We start from the raw sequence: 20,326 nt of genomic DNA on the forward strand, positions 1-20,326 counted from the left end.
CCACCTTGCGAAAGCCCCGGTTGCCCTCTAGGTAAGCGGTGATAGCCGTGAGCTTGAACTGCTCTGTGTATTTACCCATAGATCCCCCACGGGTTGGATTGGTGTCCAACTTCTTGGGGGCAGTCCAAAATGTGGGAGCGGGCTTGTCCCGCGAAGCGCCGCGCGGGCGGCGCTCGGTCTTACAGGCGCTGCACATATTGCGTCGAACGCTCAGCCGCCCCCCCGCTTTGCCGACAGGCACTGTACAGATACCCCTCGAACTGCTCGACAATCCCTGGCCAGCCCTGGCGGCTGGCATGCTGACGCGCATTCAGCCGCACCCGGCGTAACGTCTCCTCTTCTTCCAGCAGCCAGCAGGCAGCGTCGATGAACGCCGCCTGATCCCCCGGCATGGCCAGTGCGCCGCTATGACCATGGCGAAGGTGTTGCGCAGCGGCCGCCTCGTCGTACGCGACCACCGCCAACCCCGAGGCCATGGCTTCGAGCACCACATTGCCAAAGGTTTCGGTCAGGCTCGGAAACAGGAACAGGTCACCGCTGGCATAGTGTTCGGCCAGCACCTCGCCACGCTGAGCACCGCAGAAAACGGCATCCGGCACCTGCTGTTCGAGGGCGGTACGCTGCGGGCCGTCACCCACCATGATCAGGCGCAGGCGCTTGTGTGGATAAGTCTTCTGCAGAGCCTCCAGGCTTGGGCGCAGCAAGCCCAGGTTCTTTTCCGCCGCCAGCCGCCCGACATGCAGCACGGCGATGTCATCCGGGCCAAGCCCCCAGCTTTTCCGTAATGCGGGGCTGCGCCGTGCCGGGTTGAACAGGCAGGCATCGACCCCTCGGGCCAGTAGTTCCAGGCGTTCGAAGCCGCGGCGTTCAAGCTCCAGGCGCTGGCTGAGGCTAGGTACCAGGGTGATCGCCGTGCGCCGATGGAACCAGCGTAGGTAGTGGGTGAGCAGGCGCGTCAGCAGGCCCAGCCCGTACTGGCCGGAATACTGCGGGAAGTTGGTGTGGAAGCCGCTGACCACCGCTACCCCCAGGCGCCGGGCCGCGCGCAGTGCACTGAGCCCCAGTGGCCCCTCGGTGGCGATGTACAGCACATCCGGACGTTGCCGGCGCCAGCGGCGCAACAGCTTGTGCATCGACACCTCGCCCCACTGCAAGCCCGGGTAGCCGGGCAGGGGCCAGCCACGACACAGCATGAGGTTCGGTTCGTTGTGCGCCGGTACTTCACCAGCCTGGCGCGGGCGCACCAATTCGATCTCATGGCCGCGTTGGCGCAACCCTTCGCTCAGGCGGCCAAGGGTATTGGCCACGCCGTTGATTTCGGGTGGGAAGGTTTCGCTGACCAAGGTGATGCGTAGGGCGGGTGTATTCATGACAAAAAGTTTCCGCCTGCTGGGTTGCGCCAATGTGACTGCCATGTGACGTAAAGATGACACCTGATCGCCGACGCTTTTTGCTCTGTGAATTTTTCCTTGCAGGCCGCTCAAGAGGGGCCACCGACAGCCGATGCAGATGCATTCGACTACCTGATGCGCTCCAGGAGAGCGGTGATGTTCAACAACAAGCTCAAGCAAGAAATCCGGCAGCTACGCGAAGACCTGATGTCCATCGAGCAGGTCAAGAGTAGCCTCGACAGCGAGATGCTGGTACTGCAACTCGATCCCCAGGGGCGGATCGAGATGGTCAACGGCAACTTCGAGAGCGAGATGCTCTACCGTGCCGAACAATTGCTTGGACGCAACATCGAGGACATCGTCCCTGCCCATGTGAAGACGCTGGATTTCTACCAGCGCATGAAAGGCGCGATCAGCCGCGGTGAACACCTGAACGGTGCATTCCGACTGCTGCGCGGCAATGGCCAGGAAGCCTGGTTAAGGTCGATCCTGCAGCCGGTCAAGAACAGCGAGGGGCAGATCAAGTATTTCACGCTGCACTCCAGCGACCTTACCCGCACCATCGAGACCTCCCGTGAGCACGAAAGCCTGATCAAGGCGCTGATGCGCTCCACCGCCGTGATCGAATTCGACCTTGATGGCATCATCCTTACCGCCAACGAACGGTTTCTGGCCACCGTCGGTTACCGCCTGGAGCAGATCCGTGGCAAGCATCACCGCATGTTCTGCGAGCCGGAGGAAGCCAACTCGGCCGGCTACCAGGCATTCTGGGACAAACTGCGCCGTGGCGAGTACGTTGCCGAACGCTTCAAGCGTATCGATGCCCATGGCCGGGTGGTCTGGCTGGAAGCTTCGTACAACCCGATCTTCGATGCCCATGACGTGCTGTACAAGGTGGTCAAGTTCGCCACCGTCATCACCGAGCAAGTCAATCAGGAGCAGGCGGTGGCCGAGGCGGCGGATGTCGCCTACAGCACCTCACTAGGTACCGATGCCAGCGCCCGCAAGGCCACCGATGTGGTCACCCAGAGCGTCAGCGTGATGCGCGGGCTGGAAGCTTCGATGCAAGAGGCGGCAGAGGGCATCCAGGCGCTGGATACCCAATCGCGGGTGATCGGCTCGATCATCAAGACCATCAGCGACATTGCCGGGCAGACCAACCTGCTGGCGCTCAACGCGGCCATCGAAGCGGCCCGCGCCGGCGAGCAGGGGCGGGGGTTTGCCGTGGTTGCCGATGAAGTACGCCAGCTGGCCTCGCGTACCAGCACCGCCACCGAGGAAATCGCACGGGTGGTGCAACAGAACGAGCAACTGGCCCAGGCTGCAGTGGCGATCATCGACACCAGCAAGCGCCAGGCCGAGCAGGGGCTGGCACTGGCGGACGAGACAGGGAGCGTGATTGTCGAGATCCAGGACGGGGCAAAGCGGGTGGTGGATGTGGTGGGGCAGTTTTCCAGCCGGTTGGGGCAGTAAGACCAAGATCAGACGCGGTCTGCTTTTTGTGGGAGCGGCCTTGTGTCGCGAAAGGGCCGCTCCTGCAGGGGACCGCGCAAGGTCCGAGAGGGATCAGTTCCGCTCCCGCACCCAGAACAACGTAGCCCCCGCCACCGCCGCCGGCATCATCAGCACGTTCACCAGCGGAATCATCAACGCCAGGTAGGTAATGCCGCCAAAGCCCAGCGACTGCCAGCGCTTCTGGCGCAGCCAGGCGAGCATGTCCTGCCAGCTCATCTTGTTGTTGTCCGCCGGGTAGTCGATGTACTGGATCGCCATCATCCACACCCCGAAGATCAGCCAAAGCGGCGCCGCTACCACGTTGACCACCGGGATCAGCGACAGAATGAACAGACCGATGGCTCGCGGCAGGAAGTAGCCCAGCTTGCGCATTTCGCGGCTGAATGTGCGCGGCACCATGGCTACCAGCTCACCCCAGCTGAAGGCCGGGAAGTTGTCTTCGCCACGCACCACCACCTCGACCTTTTCCGCCAGAAAGCCGTTGAACGGTGCGGCAATGATGTTGGCTACCAACGTGAAGGTGAAGAACACCATCAGTACCAGCAAGGCAACGAACAGCGGCCAGAGGATGTAGCTGAGGAAGCTCAACCAGTCAGGCAACGTTGGCATCAGGGCGTCGAGCCACAGGCTGAACTGGTGGCCAGCGAAGTAGATCAGGCCACCGAACAGCAGCAGGTTGACCGCCAGTGGCAGCAGCACGAACAACCTCAGGTTGGGGCTCAGCACCAGTTTCAGGCCTTCGCGCAGGTACTGGGGGCCAGAGAGGACAGGGGCTTGCATCAAGACACTCCGCAGAGAAAGAAAACGCGTCGACCTTACCGAGTTTGGCGCGCCGACGAAAGGCGGCTGGCAAATGGGAAATCGGACGTAACAAAAGCTTGGCAGTCGTGGCTATCGATAAAATCGCTGGATAGGCGATGCCTATGAGGTGGATTGTCTAAGGATATTTCCTTAATCTTTGCGACCTCGCTACAGTGCGCTCAACTTTCCACTTTTCGGGCCTGCGCGTTGTAGCCTTCCCCAAGTGCTGCGTGGGCCCTTTTTAATTTTCCAGCTGGCGCAGCCGGTATACCGAAGCCGGCCCCTGCGGCCCGCTCGACAGGAGTTCGACATGTCTGAAGTACGTCATTCGCGCGTCATCATTCTCGGTTCCGGCCCTGCCGGTTACAGCGCCGCGGTGTATGCCGCCCGTGCCAACCTCAAGCCACTGCTGATCACCGGCATGCAGGCTGGCGGCCAGCTGACTACCACCACCGAAGTCGACAACTGGCCGGGTGACCCCCACGGCCTGACCGGCCCGGCCCTGATGCAGCGCATGCAGGAGCACGCCGAGCGTTTCGAAACCGAAATCGTCTTCGACCACATCAACGCCGTCGACCTGGCCAACAAGCCGTTCACCCTGCAGGGTGACAGTGGCAAGTACACCTGCGACGCGCTGATCATCGCTACTGGCGCCAGCGCCCGCTATCTGGGCCTGCCGTCGGAAGAAACCTTCATGGGCAAGGGCGTTTCGGCCTGTGCCACGTGCGACGGTTTCTTCTACCGCAACAAGCCGGTTGCCGTGGTTGGCGGCGGCAATACTGCCGTGGAAGAAGCGCTGTACCTGGCCAACATCGCCAGCAAAGTGACCTTGGTGCACCGTCGCGATACCTTCCGTGCCGAGAAGATTCTGGTCGACAAGCTGCACGCCCGTGTGGCCGAAGGCAAGATCGAGCTCAAGCTCAACGCCACCCTGGACGAAGTGCTGGGTGACAACATGGGCGTGACCGGTGCTCGCCTGAAGAACAACGACGGCAGCAGTGACGAAATCAAGGTCGACGGCGTGTTCATCGCCATTGGCCATACCCCGAACACCTCGCTGTTCGAAGGCCAGCTGACTCTCAAGGACGGCTACCTGGTGGTCAACGGCGGCCGTGAAGGGAATGCCACCGCCACCAACGTCGAGGGCGTGTTCGCCGCCGGTGACGTGGCTGACCACGTTTACCGCCAGGCCATTACCTCGGCGGGTGCCGGCTGCATGGCGGCATTGGACGTGGAGCGTTACCTGGACGGGCTGGCCAACGCCTCGTTCTGATCCAAGAGCGTCGGGGGCGCAAAGCGCCCTCAATAAAAAACCGGCTATGAAGCCGGTTTTTTTGTGCCCGCAATCAGCTCACAGGCTCAAGCGCATCGACAGGTCCACCGCCTTCACATCCTTGGTCATGGCACCAATCGAGATGTAGTCCACCCCGGTCTCGGCAATCACTCGCAAGGTCGTCTCGTTGACACCGCCACTGGCTTCCAGCTTGGCCTTGCCCGCGGTAATGCGCACTGCTTCGCGCATCTCTTCAAGGTTCAACTCGTCGAGCATGATGATGTCGGCACCAGCGGCCAGTGCCTGGCGCAGTTCGTCCAGGCTTTCCACTTCGATTTCCACCGGCTTGCCCGGCGCAATGCGGTGCGCCGCCGCCACTGCTTCGGCTACACCGCCGCTGGCGGCGATGTGGTTTTCCTTGATCAGGAAGGCGTCGTACAGGCCGATGCGGTGGTTGTCGCAACCGCCGCAGGTCACTGCATATTTCTGCGCCAGACGCAGGCCCGGAAGGGTCTTGCGGGTGTCCAGCAGGCGCACCTGGGTGCCTTCCACCAGGTCGGCCAGGAAGCGCGCACGGGTAGCGACACCCGATAGCATCTGCAGGAAGTTCAGTGCACTGCGCTCACCACTGAGCAGCGAACGTGCGGGGCCCTCCAGATGGAACAGCGGCTGGTTGGCCGTGGCGCGCTCGCCATCGGCCACCTGCCAGTGTACTGCCACGCGCGGGTCGAGTTGGCGGAATACGGCATCGACCCAGGCGGTGCCGGCGATCACACAGTCTTCGCGAGTGATGATTGTCGCCTTGGCCAGGCGCTCGGCCGGGATCAGCTGCGCGGTGATATCGCCACTGCCGATGTCCTCCAACAGCGCGCGGCGCACATTGGCTTCGATTTCAGCGGTCAGGTCGGCAAGGCGTAGGTTCGGCATGGTCGGCTCCACAAGCTAGATGCCCGCGATTATAGGGCAGGGGGCCAGTGTGTACAGCCGCCTTGGCGATGACCTTTGGTCGGTCGGTGTGAGCAACCAGGATAAATCAGAGTCACTAGCCAGCCCGTGAAACGACGCTGGCAGCTGTGCGGATTTTTACCGATAATGGCGACCAGTATTTGGCGTCATGACTTTGACGATCTTCAGCCCCTTCGGGCGAGACACCCTGCAAGGAGTACAGGATGCAAAAAGAAGGCAAGGTGGTGCCCTTGGCGGCAGCCATCGATCGAGGCGGGCGTGCGCCTCTGCCTTGCCTTCCGGTGTTGCTCCTGCAGGTGCGCGACAAGGCCGCCTTGCAATTGCGTCAGGGCCTGCAGGGCTTGTTCGACAATGCCGACGACACCCTCTTCGAGATGGCCGACAAGGCCTTCGATCGCAGTGACCAGAACCTGTACTTCGAGGCCATGCGCGACCTGCGCCTGAAGCGCAAGAGCATCGAGCGCGGTTTTCTCGACACGTTCCATGATGCCTTTGCCCGTATCGGCCAGGTCGACCTGCTGGCGCACCTGGTCGAGCTGGGTAACCTGCGCAGCAAGGCCCAGGTGGAGCGGGCCGCCGCGATCGAAGGCATGGTCGCGCGGGTGCTGTCACGCGACGGCATTGCCCTGCAGCAACTGGGCCTGCGCTTGCAAGCACTACTCGACCGCCCCCTGCATGAGCAGCACAATCCGCTGGGGCCCGCTGCGCTGTGCGGCTACTTCCTTGACGCCGGCCGCAACCTGGGGGTTGGCCTGCGGGTCAAACTGGTCCTGCTCAAACTGTTCGAGCGCTATGTGCTGCGCGATGCCGATGTGATCTATGGCGAAGCCAACCAGTTGCTGGCTGCCGCCGGTGTGCTGCCCGAGTTGCCACCGGCACCGCGCCGACGAGCCGAAGACCGGCGTATGAGCGCAGGACGCGGGCCGGCGAAGCTGGGACACGAGGTGGGCGCGGACGCAGCAGGGCAGGCTTTCTTTGCCTCGTTGCAAACACTGCTGGCCCCGGCGCGTGGGCAGTTTGCGCCTCGTTTGCAGGCGGTGGCCACCGCCCAGCCAATCAGCACCGCCGACCTGCTGCGCCTGCTTTCGCATTTGCAGCACTACGTGCCCGCTACCCATGAGGCCGACGATTTCGAGCTTGGCCAACAGCTTGAACAATTGCTGCTGCGGGTCAGTGTACGCAGCGGCACACGCCGGCGCATCGATGTGGCCGACGAGGACATGATCAACCTGGTTGGCCTGTTGTTCGACTTCATCCAGAACGACGACAACTTGCCGGCCAGCCTGCGCGCGCTGATCGCTCGCCTGCACATTCCGCTATTGAAAGTGGCCCTGCTGGACAAGGGGCTGTTCAGCCGGGCCAGCCACCCGGCCCGCCGGCTGCTCAACGAAATGGCCGGCGCGGCCATCGGCTGGGAATGCGCCGGCGATGGCCTGCGCGACAGCCTGCACCTGCGGGTGGAGCGCATCGTCCAGCGCCTGCTCAATGATTTTGCCGAAGATGCCAGTCTCTTCGCCGAACTGCTCGAAGACTTCCTCGCTTTCAACCAGGATGAGCGGCGGCGCAACGAGTTGCTCGAGCAACGCACCCGCGACGCCGAAGAAGGGCGCGCCCGGGCCCGGCAGGCCAGGCAGCAGGTGCAGCACGCGCTTAACCAGCGTCTGCGCGGCCGGATATTGCCGCAGGTGGTGGTGCAGATGCTGGTGCAGGCCTGGAGCCAGGTGCTGCTGCTGGCCTTGCTCAAGCAGGGTGAGGCGTCCCAGGCCTGGCGGGATGCCTTGCAGACGATGGACACGCTGCTGGCCAGCATCACCCCGCCGCATGAGCCGCAAGCCTTGCTGCAGCAAGTGCCGGGTTTACTCAAGGCGCTGCGCGATGGTCTGGCCAGCGTGGCCCTGGACTCGGCGGCGACCCGCGAGTTTTTCCTGCAACTGGAGCAGTTGCACTTGCGTGCCTGCACGGGTACCACAGTGCAGCCCGGCAGCGGGGGCCAGCCCCTGAGCGACGTACTGGTAGCCGAGGACATCGTGCTGGCGATTGCCGAAGAGCCCGCATGCGCGCCGTTACAGGTTGCCGACGTGCAGACTGCAGCGCTGTGCCAGGTGCAGCGTCTGCGTATCGGAACCTGGGTCGAAGTGCTGGACGAGGACGAACTGCTGCGCTGCAAACTGGTGGCGCGCATCGACAGTAGCGACCGGCTGGTGTTCGCCAACCGCACCGGCATGAAAGTGCGCGAATGGAACAGTGCCAGCCTGGCCCAGGCACTGCGTCGGGGCGACGTGCGGGTGCTGGATGACGGGCTGTTGTTCGAGCGGGCGCTGGAGGCAGTGCTCGACGGGCTGCGGCGGTAGGCGGAACTGTCTTGCGCAATATCTGCAAGCAGGCACGATCCCTGTGGGAGCGGGTTCACCCGCGAAGAATCCAACGCGGTGCATGGCACCGGCTGCGCCGGTGTTCGCGGGTGAACCCGCTCCCACAGGTGCCCTGCTGAATCAATGAGTTATGTGCAGCTCTATGAGAGCTGCTGCCGGTATTACATTCATTCACATGCAAACGCTGTTGGCCGCAGGGCATACTGTCAACCTGTTCACGGCGCTTTCAGGATCTGCCCCATGCAATTGGACCGTGCCACTGGCTGGTTCCACGGAATCGGAATCACCCACTGCCCCTCGCCGAATTTCAATTCCCGCCCCGAAGGCGAATCGATTTCCCTGCTGGTGATTCACAACATCAGCTTGCCCCCGGCCTGCTTCGGTACCGGCAAGGTCCAGCAATTCTTCCAGAACCGCCTGGATCCCGACGAACATCCGTACTTCGCCAGCATCAACCACCTGACCGTGTCGGCACACCTGTTCGTCGAGCGTGACGGTGCGGTGACCCAGTTCGTGTCACTGCTCGACCGCGCCTGGCACGCCGGTGTGTCGTGCTTCGACGGGCGTGAAGGCTGTAACGATTTTTCCATCGGCATCGAGCTGGAAGGCACCGATGACCTGCCCTATACCGATGCCCAGTACGCGGTACTGGAGCAACTTACCCGGCATATCCGCGGTGCCTGGCCGGCCATCGTCCTGGACCGCATCAAGGGCCATAGCGATATTGCCCCGCAGCGCAAGACCGACCCCGGCCCGGCCTTCGACTGGCCGCGCTACCGCGAAGCACTGCAGCAAAACGAGGACAAGGCATGAGTTTTCTGGTGTTGTTGCTGGCGCTGTGGGTCGAGAAGTTCTCGGCCTTGCGCCATCAGGTGCAGCGCGATGGGTTCTTCCTTGGCGAACTGGTACGCCTGGAGCGCAGCGGCAAGGTGCACCCGTGGTGGACGCTGGCCATCCTGGTGTTGGCACCGGTAGCACTGCTGGTGTTGCTGCTGCATGTGCTGGACCCGGTGGCGTATGGCTTGCTGGCGCTGCCGGTGCACCTGCTGGTGCTGATCTACAGCCTGGGGCGCGGCGATGCCAAGGCATCGCTGGGGCCGTTCCGGGATGCCTGGCGGCGCGGTGATGACCAGGCCGCGCTGCACGTGGCCGAACGCGACCTGGGGCTGGTGGCCGATGAGCCGCACAGCCTGTTGGTACGGGTGCAGGGCAACCTGCTGTGGCAGGTGTACCAGGGCTTTTTCGCGGTGATCTTCTGGTACTTCGTGCTGGGCCCAGGCGCAGCGCTGGCCTACCGCCTGCTGGCGTTGTGTGGCGAGCATGGCAAGCAACCGACATTGAAGGCCCGTGCCGAGCAGCTGAGGCATATCATGGACTGGCTGCCGGTGCGGGTGTTGGCCTTGAGTTTTGCCCTTGTCGGCAATTTCCTCGCGGTCACCCGGGTAATGCTGCACGAGGTGCTCAACTGGCACATCAGCGCCGGCCACCTGGTGGCGCGGGTGGGGCGCATTGCCGATGACATTCCCGAGGAAGAAGACAGCCAGCGCGGGCTGGGGCGGCTGGACAGCCTGTGGGAACTGCTGCTGCGCTGTGCGGTGCTGTGGTATGCCGGGTTTGCGCTGTGGACGGTGCTTGTCTGAAGCCAGGCGCATTCTTTTGTGGGAGCGGCCTTGTGTCGCGAAAGGGCCGCAAAGCGGCCCCAGCAATTCGTGCGGTGGGGTTGAAAGTCCGGGGCTGCTACGCAGCCTTTTCGCGACACAAGGCCGCTCCCACAAAAATCGCGGTCACCTTGAAACTTACCAGCCAAACAACTCGCAAGCATTGCGGGTGCTGGCTTCAGCCAGCTCCGCGACATCCACACCCATCACCTGCGCCAGCGCCCCGGTAATCTCCGGCAGGTGTTCCGGGCTGTTCCTCACCCCGGGGAACATAACCGGCGCCATGTCCGGCGCATCGGTCTCCAGCACCACGCTGTCCAGCGGCAACCGCGTCAGGGTCTTGCGCAGCCGCAGCGCCTGCGGCCAGGTAGCCGCACCGCCAAGCCCAAGCCGGAATCCCAGCTTGATGTACTCGCGGGCCTCTTCATAGCTGCCGGCAAACGCATGTATCACCCCCGCCCGCGTCGGCTTGTAGCGCTTGAGCGTGGCGATCACCTGGGCATGGCTGCGGCGTACGTGCAGCAGGGCGGGCAGTTCGAAGTCGCAGGCCATCTGCAGTTGCGCTTCGAACAGCTCCTGCTGACGGGCCTTGTCCAGATCCTCGAGGTAATAGTCCAGGCCAAACTCGCCCACGGCACACAGCCGTGGGTCGCTGTGCAGGCGCTCCAGCCAATCGCGCAGCTGCGCCAGGTGCTCCGGGCGATGCTGGTCGAGGTAGATCGGGTGCAGGCCGAGCGCTGCGAACAGGCGCTGATCGGCGCAAGCCAGGTCCCACACCCGCTGGAAATTCGCCTGGTACACCCCCAGCACCACCATCCGCTCCACCCCGCGCGCCGCCGCGTTGGCCAGCAGGCGCGGGCGGTCGGCGTCGAAGTCGGGGAAGTCCAGGTGGGTGTGGGTATCGATCAGGCGCATGCTCAGGCTGCTGTAATGCGTTGCTTGAACGTTCGACCGACGGCGTGCACGCCAGGTTCGTAGCGTTTGTCCTCGATCGCGGCCAGTGCCAGCTCCAGGGCGGTGGCGGCAATCAGGCCATGCTGCTGGGCCATGGCATTCACCGGCAGTGGCAGGAAGTCGAGCAACTGGTTGTCGCCGAAGGTACCCAGCTGCAGCTGGCGCGAGTCGGCAGGGTGCGCCTGCAGGGTGTCGAACACCCCTTGCAGCAGCACGTAGGAGGTGGTCACCAGGGCATCCGGCAGGCCGCCGAGGTCATCGATCAGCTGCTGCATCAGGCGCTGGCCGCACTCACGGCTGAACGCTTCGCCCTGATAGCGACGAACTTCGCCGGCATAGCCCTGCAGGGCTTCGTCGAAGCCGCCGGCACGTGCCTGGCTGACCGACAGCTCTGGGCGTGCGCCAATCAGCGCGATGCTGCGCGGGGCAGCGCTCAGCAGGCTGGCGGCCAGTTGGCGGCTGGCGTCGCGGTCGTCGCTAATCACCGAGCAGAAGTGTGCAGGGTCCAGGCGGCGGTCGATGGCAATCACCGGCAGGCCTTTGTCCTGCAGCTCGCGGTAGCTGTCATCTTCCGGCGGCAGGCAGCTGGCGACGAACAGCGCGTCACACCGGCGGGCGCGGAACAGCTGCTGCAACTGGCGCTCGCTATCGGGCTGGTCGTCGCTGCTGGCGATCAGCAACTGGTAGCCGCGGGCGCGGGCACCTTGTTCGAGCTGCTTGGCGATGCGGGCATAGCTGGGGTTCTCCAGATCCGGGAGAATGAAGCCCAGGGTGCGGGTATGCCGACTGCGCAGACCTGCGGCCTGCGGGTTGGGGGTGAAGCCGTGGGCTTCGACCACCGCGCGTACCCGCTCGACAGTGCTGTTGCTGATGCGCTGCTGTTCGGCCTTGCCATTGATGACGTAGCTGGCAGTGGTCACGGACACACCGGCCAGACGGGCGATATCGCTGAGTTTCACCGAATTTTCCTTGTTATTACCGGGGCTGGCTGTGAGGCCTGACCGGGTAGTTTGACCCGGCGAGGGCGCCACGCGCAGACGACCATTGTCGCAATTGTCCGACAGGATGGGGCTTTTTCCTCGGCAGATTATCGAGTAACGTGGCCGCCTGGTCAGATTAATCGTTTCAGCCGCCGAATTTTCTGCCTCGGCTGCCATCTGTGCAAGGCTGTTGAACTGGCCGTTCATGTGAATTTCACAACAATACTCCAGTACCCGACCGGGAACTGCAAAAGGAGAAGGTCATGCTCGAGCTCGCCAAGGAGCAGATAGCCATGGGCCAGAAGGCCGCCGACAAGGCCGAGGCATTGCGCCTGCTGGCCGACCGGCTGGTCGCTGACGGCCTGGTCGCCGAGGGTTACCTGCAAGGGCTTCAGGCCCGTGAGGTACAAGGGTCCACCTTCCTTGGGCAGGGCATTGCCATCCCCCATGGCACGCCGCAGACTCGTGACCTGGTGTACGCCACCGGCGTGCGTCTGTTGCAGTTTCCCGAAGGCGTGGACTGGGGTGATGGCCAGATGGTCTACCTTGCCATCGGAATCGCCGCCCGTTCCGACGAGCACCTGCGCCTGCTGCAACTGTTGACTCGCGCCCTGGGCGAGACCGACCTGGCCGAAGCACTGCGCCGCGCAGGTTCCGCCGAGGCGTTGCTGAAACTGTTGCAGGGCGCGCCACAGGAACTGGCGCTGGATGCGCAGCTGGTCGGCCTGAACCTGCCGGCCGAAGACTTCGATGAACTGGCCTGGCGTGGCGCCCGCCTGTTGCAGCGTGCCGATTGTGTCGACAGTGGTTTTGCCGCCGTGCTGCAGCAGGCAGAACCGCTGCCGCTGGGCGAGGGTCTGTGGTGGCTGCACAGTGAGCGCCAGGTGCGCCAGCCGGGCCTGGCGTTCATCACCCCGCAACAGCCGCTGCGTTACCGCGACCAGCCGCTCAACGGCCTGTTCTGCCTGGCCAGCCTCGGTGCTGCCCACCAGGCGTTGCTCGAGCGCCTGTGCGAAGTGCTGATCGAAGGCCGCGGACAGACGCTTTACCAGGCCTCCAGCAGCCGTGCGGTACTGGAAGTGCTGGGTGGCGAGGTGCCGGCGGACTGGCCTAGCGTGCGCGTCGTGCTGGCCAATCCGCACGGTTTGCATGCCCGCCCGGCAAAGGTATTGGCGCAACTGGCCAAAAGTTTCGAGGGGGAAATCCGTGTACGCCTGGCCGATAGCGTGCAGCCGGGGGTGTCGGTAAAGAGCCTGAGCAAGTTGCTCAGCCTAGGCGCCCAACGTGGCCAGACGCTGGAACTGGTGGCTGAGCCAGGCATCGCCGCCGATGCCTTGCCGGTGTTGCTGGCCGCCATCGAACAAGGCCTGGGCGAAGAAGTGGAACCACTGCTGCAGAGCACGGCGGCCGTCGCAAGCGCAGCGGCCGAAGTGCTGCAAGCGCCCGAAGCCGGTAGCCGCATCCACGGCGTGGGTGCGGCGCCTGGTATTGCCAGTGGCCCGGCGCATGTGTGTGTCGAGCGTGAGTTTGACTACCCCCTGCGTGGCGAGTCGTGTGCCCTGGAGCGGCAGAAGCTGCGTGAAGCCGTGGCGACTGTGAATGGTGAGCTGCAGGCCTTGGCCCAGCGCAGCGACAAGGCCATTGGCGAAATCTTCGTCACCCATCAGGAAATGCTCGCCGACCCGGCCCTGACCGACGATGTCGAGCTACGCCTGGGCCAAGGCGAAAGCGCTGCGGCAGCGTGGATGGCGGTGATCGAGGCGGCGGCACGCCAGCAGGAGTCGCTGCACGATGCCTTGCTCGCCGAACGTGCTGCCGACCTGCGTGACATCGGCCGCCGCGTGTTGGCGCAGTTGTGCGGCGTGCAGGACCAGGCTGAACCCGAGCAACCCTACGTGCTGGTGATGACCGAAGTCGGCCCGTCTGATGTCGCCCGGCTGGACCCGAGCCGCGTTGCCGGTATCGTCACCGCCCAGGGCGGCGCCACCGCCCACAGCGCCATCGTCGCCCGTGCCCTGGGCATCCCGGCGGTGGTGGGCGCGGGGGCGTCGATACTGCTGTTGGACAGTGGCACGCCGTTGCTGCTCGATGGCCAGCGTGGTGTGGTCAGCGTGGCGCCGGCGGCGGATGAACTGCAGCGGGCCCTGGCCGAGCGCGACCAGCGCGAACAACGCTTGCAGGCTGCCTGGGCCAACCGCTTCGAACCGGCGGTCACCCGCGATGGTCACGCCGTCGAGGTGTTCGCCAACATCGGCGAGAGCAACGGTATTGCCAAGGTGGTGGAGCAGGGCGCCGAAGGCGTGGGCCTGCTGCGCACCGAGCTGATTTTCATGGCCCACCCCCAGGCCCCGGACGTGGCTACCCAGGAAGCCGAGTACCGCCGCGTGCTCGATGGCCTCGATGGACGGCCGCTGGTGGTGCGCACCCTCGATGTCGGTGGCGACAAGCCGCTGCCGTACTGGCCGATCGCTGCCGAGGAAAACCCGTTCCTCGGCGTGCGTGGGGTACGTCTGACCCTGCAGCGCCCGCAGGTGATGGAAGACCAGTTGCGCGCCTTGCTGCGCGCTGCTGACCAACGCCCGCTGCGCATCATGTTCCCGATGGTCGGCCAAGTGCACGAATGGCGCGAAGCGCGGGCCATGGTCGAGCGCCTGCGCGCCGAGATCCCGGTAGCCGACCTGCAACTGGGCATCATGGTCGAAGTGCCCTCGGCAGCGCTGTTGGCACCACAGCTGGCGCGTGAAGTGGACTTCTTCAGCATCGGCACCAATGACCTGACCCAATACACCCTGGCCATCGACCGTGGCCACCCCAGCCTCTCGGCCCAGGCCGACGGCCTGCACCCGGCGGTGCTTAGCCTGATCGACATGACCGTACGCGCCGCCCACGCCCATGGCAAGTGGGTGGGCGTATGCGGCGAACTGGCGGCTGACCCGCAGGCGGTGGCTGTGCTACTGGGCCTGGATGTGGACGAACTCAGCGTCGCCGCGCGCAGCATTGCCGAAGTCAAGGCCCTGGTCCGCCAGGCCGATCACCAGACGGCCCGCGCCCTGGCGCGCGAGGCCCTGCAACAGGACAGCGCCGCAGCGGTTCGCGCGCTGGTGGAGCGTTACTGAATGGCCAAGATCCTCACTCTCACCCTGAACCCGGCGCTGGATATCACCATCGGCCTGGATACCCTGCGCCCGGGGCAGGTCAACCGCAGCCAGGTGCAGCAGAGCCACGCCGCAGGCAAGGGACTGAACGTTGCCCAGGTACTGGCCGACCTGGGGCACAACGTCACTGTTGGCGGCTTCCTCGGGTGCGATAACCTGCAGCCGTTCGAGGCACTGATCGACTGGCGCGGCTTCGCCGACTGCTTTGTCCGCGTGCCGGGCGAAACCCGCAGCAACATCAAACTGGTCGAGGCCGATGGTCGTGTCACCGACATCAACGGCCAAGGTCCGGAAGTCGACGAAGCGGCACGCAGTGCATTGCTGTGCCGTCTGGCGCAGATTGCCCCGGGCCATGATGCGGTAGTGGTGGCTGGTAGCCTGCCGCGTGGCGTCAGTGCCGACTGGTTCCGCCAGTTGCTCGAGCAGCTCAAGGCGCTAGGCCTCAAGGTGGTCCTGGACAGCAGCGGCGAAGCCCTGCGTGCGGGCCTGCAGAGCGCGCCCTGGCTGGTCAAACCCAATACCGAAGAGCTGGGCGAGGTGCTTGGCCTGGCTGTGGATAACCCGGCGCAGCAGCGCGCCGCTGCCGAGCGCCTGCTGGCCAGCGGCGTCGAACACGTGGTGGTGTCGGCGGGCGAACAGGGCGTCAGCTGGTTTGCCCGCGACCTGGCCGTGCATGCTTGCCCGCCCAAGGTACAGGTCGCCAGCACGGTGGGCGCAGGTGATTCACTGGTGGCCGGCATGGTCCATGGGCTGCTGCAGGGCGAAGCTCCTGCGCAGACCTTGACCCGTGCCACCGCGATTGCCGCCCAGGCTGTTACTCAGGTTGGTTTCGGCATCCGTGACCGTGAGCAACTGGCGCTTCTGGAAGCCGCCGTGCAACTGACAGAACAACAAGAGGGTTGCCGATGAACATTGCCATTGTCACTGCCTGTCCCAACGGCCAGGTGTCGAGCGTGCTGAGCGCGCGCTTGCTGTCCGCCGCTGCCCAGCGGCGGGGCTGGAGCACCAGCGTCGAGGTGCAGGATGCCGGCCACCCCGAGCGGCAACTGAGCGCCGCACAGATCGCGGAGGCCGACTGGGTGTTGGTGGTCAGCACCGGCCCGGTGGACCTGGCCCGTTTCGTCGGCAAGCGCGTGTATCAGAGCACGCCGTCCCAGGCTTTGGCCGACCGCGAGGGCTTCCTCGATGAAGCGGCGGCCAGCGCCCAACTGTTAGCCACAGTGCCAGGTAGCCCGGCCGAAGCTGGCAGCGCTGGTGCACGCATCGTCGCCGTCACTGCTTGCCCGACTGGCGTCGCGCATACATTCATGGCCGCGGAAGCCCTGCAGCAGGCCGCGCAGCAACTGGGATACCAGTTCACCGTCGAGACCCAGGGCTCGGTCGGTGCGCGCAACCCCTTGTCTGCCGAAGCCATCGCCGCCGCCGATGTAGTACTGCTGGCCGCTGACATCGAAGTGCCCACAGCGCGCTTCGCCGGCAAGCGCATCTACCGTTGTGGCACCGGTATCGCCCTCAAGCAAGCCCGTGCCACCCTGGACAAGGCCCTGGCCGAAGCCAAAGTTGAAAACAGCAGCGATGCCGCAGCGACGACCACCTCAGCCAAGGGCGAGAAGACCGGCGTATACAAGCACCTGCTCACCGGCGTCTCGTTCATGCTGCCCATGGTGGTGGCTGGCGGCCTGCTGATTGCCCTGTCGTTCGTATTTGGTATCGAGGCTTATAAAGAAGCGGGCACCTTGCCGGCCGCGTTGATGCAGATCGGCGGCGAAGCTGCGTTCAAGCTGATGGTGCCGCTGCTGGCGGGCTATATCGCCTGGTCCATCGCCGACCGCCCGGGGCTGGCCCCGGGCATGATCGGCGGTCTGCTGGCCAGCACCCTGGGTGCCGGTTTCATCGGTGGTATCGTTGCCGGTTTCCTCGCCGGTTACAGTGCCAAGGCCATTGCCCGCTGGGCGCGCCTGCCCAGCAGCCTGGAAGCACTCAAGCCGATCCTGATCATTCCGCTGCTGGCCAGCCTGTTCACCGGCCTGGTGATGATCTACGTGGTCGGCCAGCCAGTGGCGGCGATGCTGGAAGGCCTGACGCACTTTCTTGACAGCATGGGCACCACCAATGCCATCCTGCTGGGCCTGTTGCTGGGTGGCATGATGTGCGTCGACCTGGGTGGGCCGATCAACAAGGCCGCCTATGCCTTCTCGGTGGGGCTGCTGGCCTCGTCGAGCTATGCGCCGATGGCGGCAACCATGGCCGCCGGCATGGTGCCGCCGATCGGCCTGGGTATCGCCAGCTTCCTGGCCCGACGCAAGTTCGCCCAGAGTGAGCGCGAGGCTGGCAAGGCGGCCCTGGCGTTGGGCCTGTGTTTCATCTCTGAAGGGGCGATCCCGTTTGCCGCCAAGGACCCGCTGCGGGTGATCCCGGCCAGCGTGGCCGGTGGGGCACTGACCGGGGCTTTGTCGATGTACTTCGGTTGCAAGCTGATGGCGCCGCATGGTGGCCTGTTCGTGCTGCTGATCCCCAATGCGATCAATCATGCGCTGCTGTACTTGTTGGCGATCGTGGCGGGTAGCCTGCTGACGGCGGTGGTGTATGCGGTGATCAAGAAGAGCGAGCGGGTGGAGCTGGCGGTAGCGCCGGTGAAGGGCTAGAGATTTCAGTTGGCCTCACTGGCCTCTTCGCGGGTGAACCCGCTCCCACAGGTACTGCACAGGCATCAGGTCCGGCGTTTCCCTGTGGGAGCGGGTTCACCCGCGAAGGGGCCGGAACAGGTCAACGCCCGTGCTTCTGCCGCAACGGCACCAGCAGATCACCCAGCCCGTTGTGGTCGATCTCATGCATCAACGCCAGCAACCCACCCAGTTCCCCCGCCGGAAAACCTTTGCGCGCAAACCAGGCCAGATAATCCCCCGGCAGGTCGGCAATGATCCGTCCCTGGTACTTGCCAAACGGCATGGTGCGGGTCACCAGCAGTTCGAGGGTTTCCGGCTTCATCATCGGCGCACCTGGTTGTTGAAAAACGCCGACCATACTGCAATCTGCACGAACGCCCAAGCGGCAATCATGCAGAACGCCGTATTCGGGCTTCGCTCTAATATCTACATCTATTTGATTTAAAAGAATTTTACTGAATTTGTAGGCTTGGCACGAACGCTGCTCCGTTACAGATGACTATCACCTGCCAAGGAGTTCGTGCCATGAGCAATCCCAACAAAGACGTGATCGACGTGCTCAACGACCTGATCGAGTACAGCAAGGATGGCGAGAAAGGCTTCAAGGCCTCGGCCGATGATGTGAAGAACCCCGAGCTGAAAGCGTTCTTCGTCCAGCGTGCCGGTGAGTGTGCCAATGCTGCCGGCGAACTGCAGAGCGAGGTGCGTCGCCTGGGGGGCGACCCGGAAACCTCCACCAGCATCAGCGGTGACCTGCATCGGGGTTGGGTCAACCTGAAGGCGATGGTTACCGGCAAGGATGAAGAAGCGGTGCTGAACGAGGTGGAGCGGGGAGAGGACCATGCCCTCAAAGCCTACAAGGAAGCCCGCGAGAAACTGGTGAAGCTGGGCCGCACTGCCAGTGACCAGACCTACGCCCTGGTGGAAAAACAGCTGCAAGGTGTGCAGCGCAATCATGACCAGGTCAGGGCCCTGCGCAACGCCGCCCGCGCCTAGTCGGCAGGCCCCTCTACCCGGTTGCGGCCTTTGGCCTTGGCCCGGTAGAGCGCTTCATCCGCAGCACCCAGCACCCCAGCCAGGTCGTGCTGGGTGCCCGACAGCCCGATGCCGATGCTCACCGTGACCGAGTGGGCATCATCGGCAAACGGCGCCAGCGCCTCGACACTGGCGCGGATGCGCTCGGCCAGCAGTTGCGCACCGGCCAGGTCGGTTTCCGGCAGCACCACCTGGAATTCCTCACCACCATAGCGCGCCGCCAGATCGGCCGGTCGACGGATGCACGCCTCGATGGTTCTGGCCACTTCGCGCAAGGCATGGTCGCCACCGGCGTGGCCATGGCGCTGGTTGAACGCCTTGAAATGGTCCACATCCACCATCAGCACCGCCAACGGTTTGCGGTTGCGCTGGGCGCGCGCCCATTCCTGACGTAGTACCTGGTCCAGGCGACGGCGGTTGGCCAGGCCGGTCAGGCTGTCGGTCGCAGCCAAGGCCGCCAGGCCGTGTTCGGCTTCTTGCCGGCGGCGCAATTCGCGGCCCAGCAACAGGGTCAGCCAGAGGATTCCTACGCACAATACTCCAGTGGCAACGCTGACCAGGATCGCCGTGCGGCGCCAGGACTGGAACACCTCGTCGGCGGAGTGTGCTACCAGCACGATCAGTGGCAGTTTCGGGACCCGGGCAAAGGTATACATGCGTAGCTTTGCGCTACTGCCGGAGCGGGCGGTGAAGCTGCCGCCCTGTTCGTTGAGAATGCGCTTGAAGTTGGCACGATTGGCGTAGTTGGTGCCGATAAGCGGATCCTGTGGCCGTGATGGCTGGCGGACGAGCAGTTGCCCGTCGGTGTTGAACAGGCTGATGTTACTGTCATCACCGATATCCAGGCGCCGGAACAGGTCGCTGAAGTAAGACAGGCGCAGCGCACCCACTGCCAGGCCAGCGAACTCGCCATTGGGGCCGGAGATGCGCCGGCTGAAACTGATGCACCAGTCCAGGTCGCCGAGCTTGGCCTTGAACGGCGGACCCACCAGCAAGCCAAGGTTGGCATTGCGCAGGTGCGCCTGGAACACCCCGGTGTCGCCGAAGTTGGCTTTGCGTGGCACGCTGCTGATGGAATCACCCACCACGTTGCCTTGCTTGTCCAGCCATAGCACGTCACCACGCTTGCGGTCGACGAAGGCTTCATTGAACAGCAGGCGTTGGCGCACCGGGCCGGGAATTTCCGGCAGTTCCTTGCGCCCGACCGCCCAGGTCAGGCCCTGCAGTGACTGGTCGTAGAGTTCGACGTTGCGCAGGATGTCGCTCTCGATCAGCTGGACGATGTTATTGGACGAGCGGATCGCCGACAGCTCGACACTCTCGCGCTCGCGGGCCAGCAGGTAGCTGACGATGGCCACGATGGCGAGCACGGCAAGGCAACTGCCCAGATTGAGGATCAGCTCGGGGTGCGACTTGTAGAGTGCGAAACGCGGTGATCGGGGGGTCATGCTCGCTACTGCGTGGGCAGGGCCATTCGCGGCGGCGACATTCTAGGGAAGCGGGGATTGTCGAACAAGATTTGTCCGACGGAATCACAGGGTGCTGTCTTTCGGATTCGCG

16 protein-coding genes are annotated in these 20,326 nt (G+C 64.2%); 9 read left to right on the forward strand and 7 right to left on the reverse strand.

What is annotated here, in order from left to right; genetic code table 11:
- Positions 1-179: 179 nt before the first annotated feature.
- Positions 180-1,370 carry a glycosyltransferase family 1 protein gene (locus CAY82_RS21925; protein WP_087503038.1) on the reverse strand — a complete coding sequence of 397 codons (1,191 nt, stop codon included), beginning with the start codon at positions 1,368-1,370 and terminating at the stop codon, positions 180-182.
- Positions 1,371-1,547: 177 nt separating this feature from the next.
- Here CAY82_RS21925 and CAY82_RS21930 point away from each other — a divergent pair, with 177 nt between their 5' ends.
- Entirely contained in the window at positions 1,548-2,864 is a 1,317-nt protein-coding gene (locus CAY82_RS21930; RefSeq protein ID WP_087503039.1) for a PAS domain-containing methyl-accepting chemotaxis protein, read from the forward strand.
- Between the two features lie 93 nt (positions 2,865-2,957).
- Here the strand turns inward: CAY82_RS21930 and cysZ are convergent, their stop codons facing one another.
- Entirely contained in the window at positions 2,958-3,686 is a 729-nt protein-coding gene (gene cysZ, locus CAY82_RS21935; protein WP_087503040.1) for a sulfate transporter CysZ, read from the reverse strand.
- A gap of 331 nt (positions 3,687-4,017) precedes the next feature.
- On the opposite strand from cysZ, the gene trxB reads away from it, so the two are divergent.
- On the forward strand, positions 4,018-4,980 hold the full coding sequence (trxB, locus tag CAY82_RS21940) for a thioredoxin-disulfide reductase (RefSeq protein ID WP_025337720.1): 963 nt from the start codon (positions 4,018-4,020) through the stop codon (positions 4,978-4,980).
- A gap of 78 nt (positions 4,981-5,058) precedes the next feature.
- Here the strand turns inward: trxB and nadC are convergent, their stop codons facing one another.
- Positions 5,059-5,907 (reverse strand): carboxylating nicotinate-nucleotide diphosphorylase, encoded by an 849-nt coding sequence (gene nadC, locus CAY82_RS21945; protein WP_025337721.1) that lies wholly within the window; start codon positions 5,905-5,907, stop codon positions 5,059-5,061.
- A gap of 242 nt (positions 5,908-6,149) precedes the next feature.
- Here nadC and CAY82_RS21950 point away from each other — a divergent pair, with 242 nt between their 5' ends.
- The 3 genes from CAY82_RS21950 (at position 6,150) to ampE (ending at position 9,958) form a co-directional block, all read left to right on the forward strand.
- On the forward strand, positions 6,150-8,297 hold the full coding sequence (locus CAY82_RS21950; RefSeq protein ID WP_087503041.1) for a DUF1631 domain-containing protein: 2,148 nt from the start codon (positions 6,150-6,152) through the stop codon (positions 8,295-8,297).
- A gap of 261 nt (positions 8,298-8,558) precedes the next feature.
- A complete protein-coding gene (gene ampD, locus CAY82_RS21960) occupies positions 8,559-9,131 on the forward strand; it encodes a 1,6-anhydro-N-acetylmuramyl-L-alanine amidase AmpD (protein WP_087503042.1) in 573 nt (190 codons plus the stop codon).
- Entirely contained in the window at positions 9,128-9,958 is an 831-nt protein-coding gene (gene ampE, locus CAY82_RS21965) for a regulatory signaling modulator protein AmpE (protein WP_087503043.1), read from the forward strand. The genes ampD and ampE overlap by 4 nt, the downstream gene beginning before the upstream one ends.
- A gap of 156 nt (positions 9,959-10,114) precedes the next feature.
- Here ampE and CAY82_RS21970 read toward each other — a convergent pair whose 3' ends face one another.
- Positions 10,115-10,891, reverse strand: coding sequence for a TatD family hydrolase (locus CAY82_RS21970; protein WP_087503044.1), 777 nt, complete (start codon positions 10,889-10,891; stop codon positions 10,115-10,117).
- A 2-nt stretch (positions 10,892-10,893) separates the two neighbouring features.
- Positions 10,894-11,889, reverse strand: coding sequence for a catabolite repressor/activator (cra, locus tag CAY82_RS21975; RefSeq protein ID WP_087503045.1), 996 nt, complete (start codon positions 11,887-11,889; stop codon positions 10,894-10,896).
- Between the two features lie 284 nt (positions 11,890-12,173).
- Between cra and ptsP the strand changes: the two genes are divergently transcribed.
- The 3 genes from ptsP to CAY82_RS21990 are packed head-to-tail and all read left to right on the forward strand — an operon-like array spanning position 12,174 to position 17,710.
- A complete protein-coding gene (gene ptsP / locus CAY82_RS21980; RefSeq protein WP_087503046.1) occupies positions 12,174-15,026 on the forward strand; it encodes a phosphoenolpyruvate--protein phosphotransferase in 2,853 nt (950 codons plus the stop codon).
- Positions 15,027-15,974, forward strand: coding sequence for a 1-phosphofructokinase (pfkB, locus tag CAY82_RS21985; protein ID WP_087503047.1), 948 nt, complete (start codon positions 15,027-15,029; stop codon positions 15,972-15,974). It abuts the gene before it with no gap.
- Positions 15,971-17,710, forward strand: a complete 1,740-nt coding sequence (locus CAY82_RS21990) for a PTS fructose-like transporter subunit IIB (protein WP_087503048.1) — start codon at positions 15,971-15,973, stop codon at positions 17,708-17,710. The genes pfkB and CAY82_RS21990 overlap by 4 nt, the downstream gene beginning before the upstream one ends.
- Before the next feature lie 121 nt (positions 17,711-17,831).
- Here CAY82_RS21990 and CAY82_RS21995 read toward each other — a convergent pair whose 3' ends face one another.
- Positions 17,832-18,053: a DUF3820 family protein gene (locus CAY82_RS21995; protein WP_015268980.1), complete on the reverse strand. Its 222-nt coding sequence runs from the start codon at positions 18,051-18,053 to the stop codon at positions 17,832-17,834.
- Positions 18,054-18,256: 203 nt separating this feature from the next.
- On the opposite strand from CAY82_RS21995, the gene CAY82_RS22000 reads away from it, so the two are divergent.
- Positions 18,257-18,727, forward strand: coding sequence for a PA2169 family four-helix-bundle protein (locus CAY82_RS22000; protein ID WP_087503049.1), 471 nt, complete (start codon positions 18,257-18,259; stop codon positions 18,725-18,727).
- On the opposite strand, the gene CAY82_RS22005 is transcribed toward CAY82_RS22000, so the two are convergent.
- Entirely contained in the window at positions 18,724-20,214 is a 1,491-nt protein-coding gene (locus CAY82_RS22005; protein ID WP_087503050.1) for a sensor domain-containing diguanylate cyclase, read from the reverse strand. The two genes, CAY82_RS22000 and CAY82_RS22005, sit on opposite strands and share 4 nt — an antisense overlap.
- Between the last annotated feature and the right edge of the window lie 112 nt (positions 20,215-20,326).

It is taken from the genome of Pseudomonas sp. SID14000, assembly GCF_002165135.1.
In the GTDB taxonomy this organism is placed as follows: domain Bacteria; phylum Pseudomonadota; class Gammaproteobacteria; order Pseudomonadales; family Pseudomonadaceae; genus Aquipseudomonas.

Excerpts from the sequence above, each read along its gene's own strand:
- CAY82_RS21925 (WP_087503038.1), bottom strand. The coding sequence starts at position 1,370 with ATGAATACACCCGCCCTACGCATCACCTTGGTCAGCGAAACCTTCCCA.
- CAY82_RS21930 (WP_087503039.1), top strand. The coding sequence starts at position 1,548 with ATGTTCAACAACAAGCTCAAGCAAGAAATCCGGCAGCTACGCGAAGAC.
- cysZ (WP_087503040.1), bottom strand. The coding sequence starts at position 3,686 with ATGCAAGCCCCTGTCCTCTCTGGCCCCCAGTACCTGCGCGAAGGCCTG.
- trxB (WP_025337720.1), top strand. The coding sequence starts at position 4,018 with ATGTCTGAAGTACGTCATTCGCGCGTCATCATTCTCGGTTCCGGCCCT.
- nadC (WP_025337721.1), bottom strand. The coding sequence starts at position 5,907 with ATGCCGAACCTACGCCTTGCCGACCTGACCGCTGAAATCGAAGCCAAT.
- CAY82_RS21950 (WP_087503041.1), top strand. The coding sequence starts at position 6,150 with ATGCAAAAAGAAGGCAAGGTGGTGCCCTTGGCGGCAGCCATCGATCGA.
- ampD (WP_087503042.1), top strand. The coding sequence starts at position 8,559 with ATGCAATTGGACCGTGCCACTGGCTGGTTCCACGGAATCGGAATCACC.
- ampE (WP_087503043.1), top strand. The coding sequence starts at position 9,128 with ATGAGTTTTCTGGTGTTGTTGCTGGCGCTGTGGGTCGAGAAGTTCTCG.
- CAY82_RS21970 (WP_087503044.1), bottom strand. The coding sequence starts at position 10,891 with ATGCGCCTGATCGATACCCACACCCACCTGGACTTCCCCGACTTCGAC.
- ptsP (WP_087503046.1), top strand. The coding sequence starts at position 12,174 with ATGCTCGAGCTCGCCAAGGAGCAGATAGCCATGGGCCAGAAGGCCGCC.
- pfkB (WP_087503047.1), top strand. The coding sequence starts at position 15,027 with ATGGCCAAGATCCTCACTCTCACCCTGAACCCGGCGCTGGATATCACC.
- CAY82_RS21990 (WP_087503048.1), top strand. The coding sequence starts at position 15,971 with ATGAACATTGCCATTGTCACTGCCTGTCCCAACGGCCAGGTGTCGAGC.
- CAY82_RS21995 (WP_015268980.1), bottom strand. The coding sequence starts at position 18,053 with ATGAAGCCGGAAACCCTCGAACTGCTGGTGACCCGCACCATGCCGTTT.
- CAY82_RS22000 (WP_087503049.1), top strand. The coding sequence starts at position 18,257 with ATGAGCAATCCCAACAAAGACGTGATCGACGTGCTCAACGACCTGATC.
- CAY82_RS22005 (WP_087503050.1), bottom strand. The coding sequence starts at position 20,214 with ATGACCCCCCGATCACCGCGTTTCGCACTCTACAAGTCGCACCCCGAG.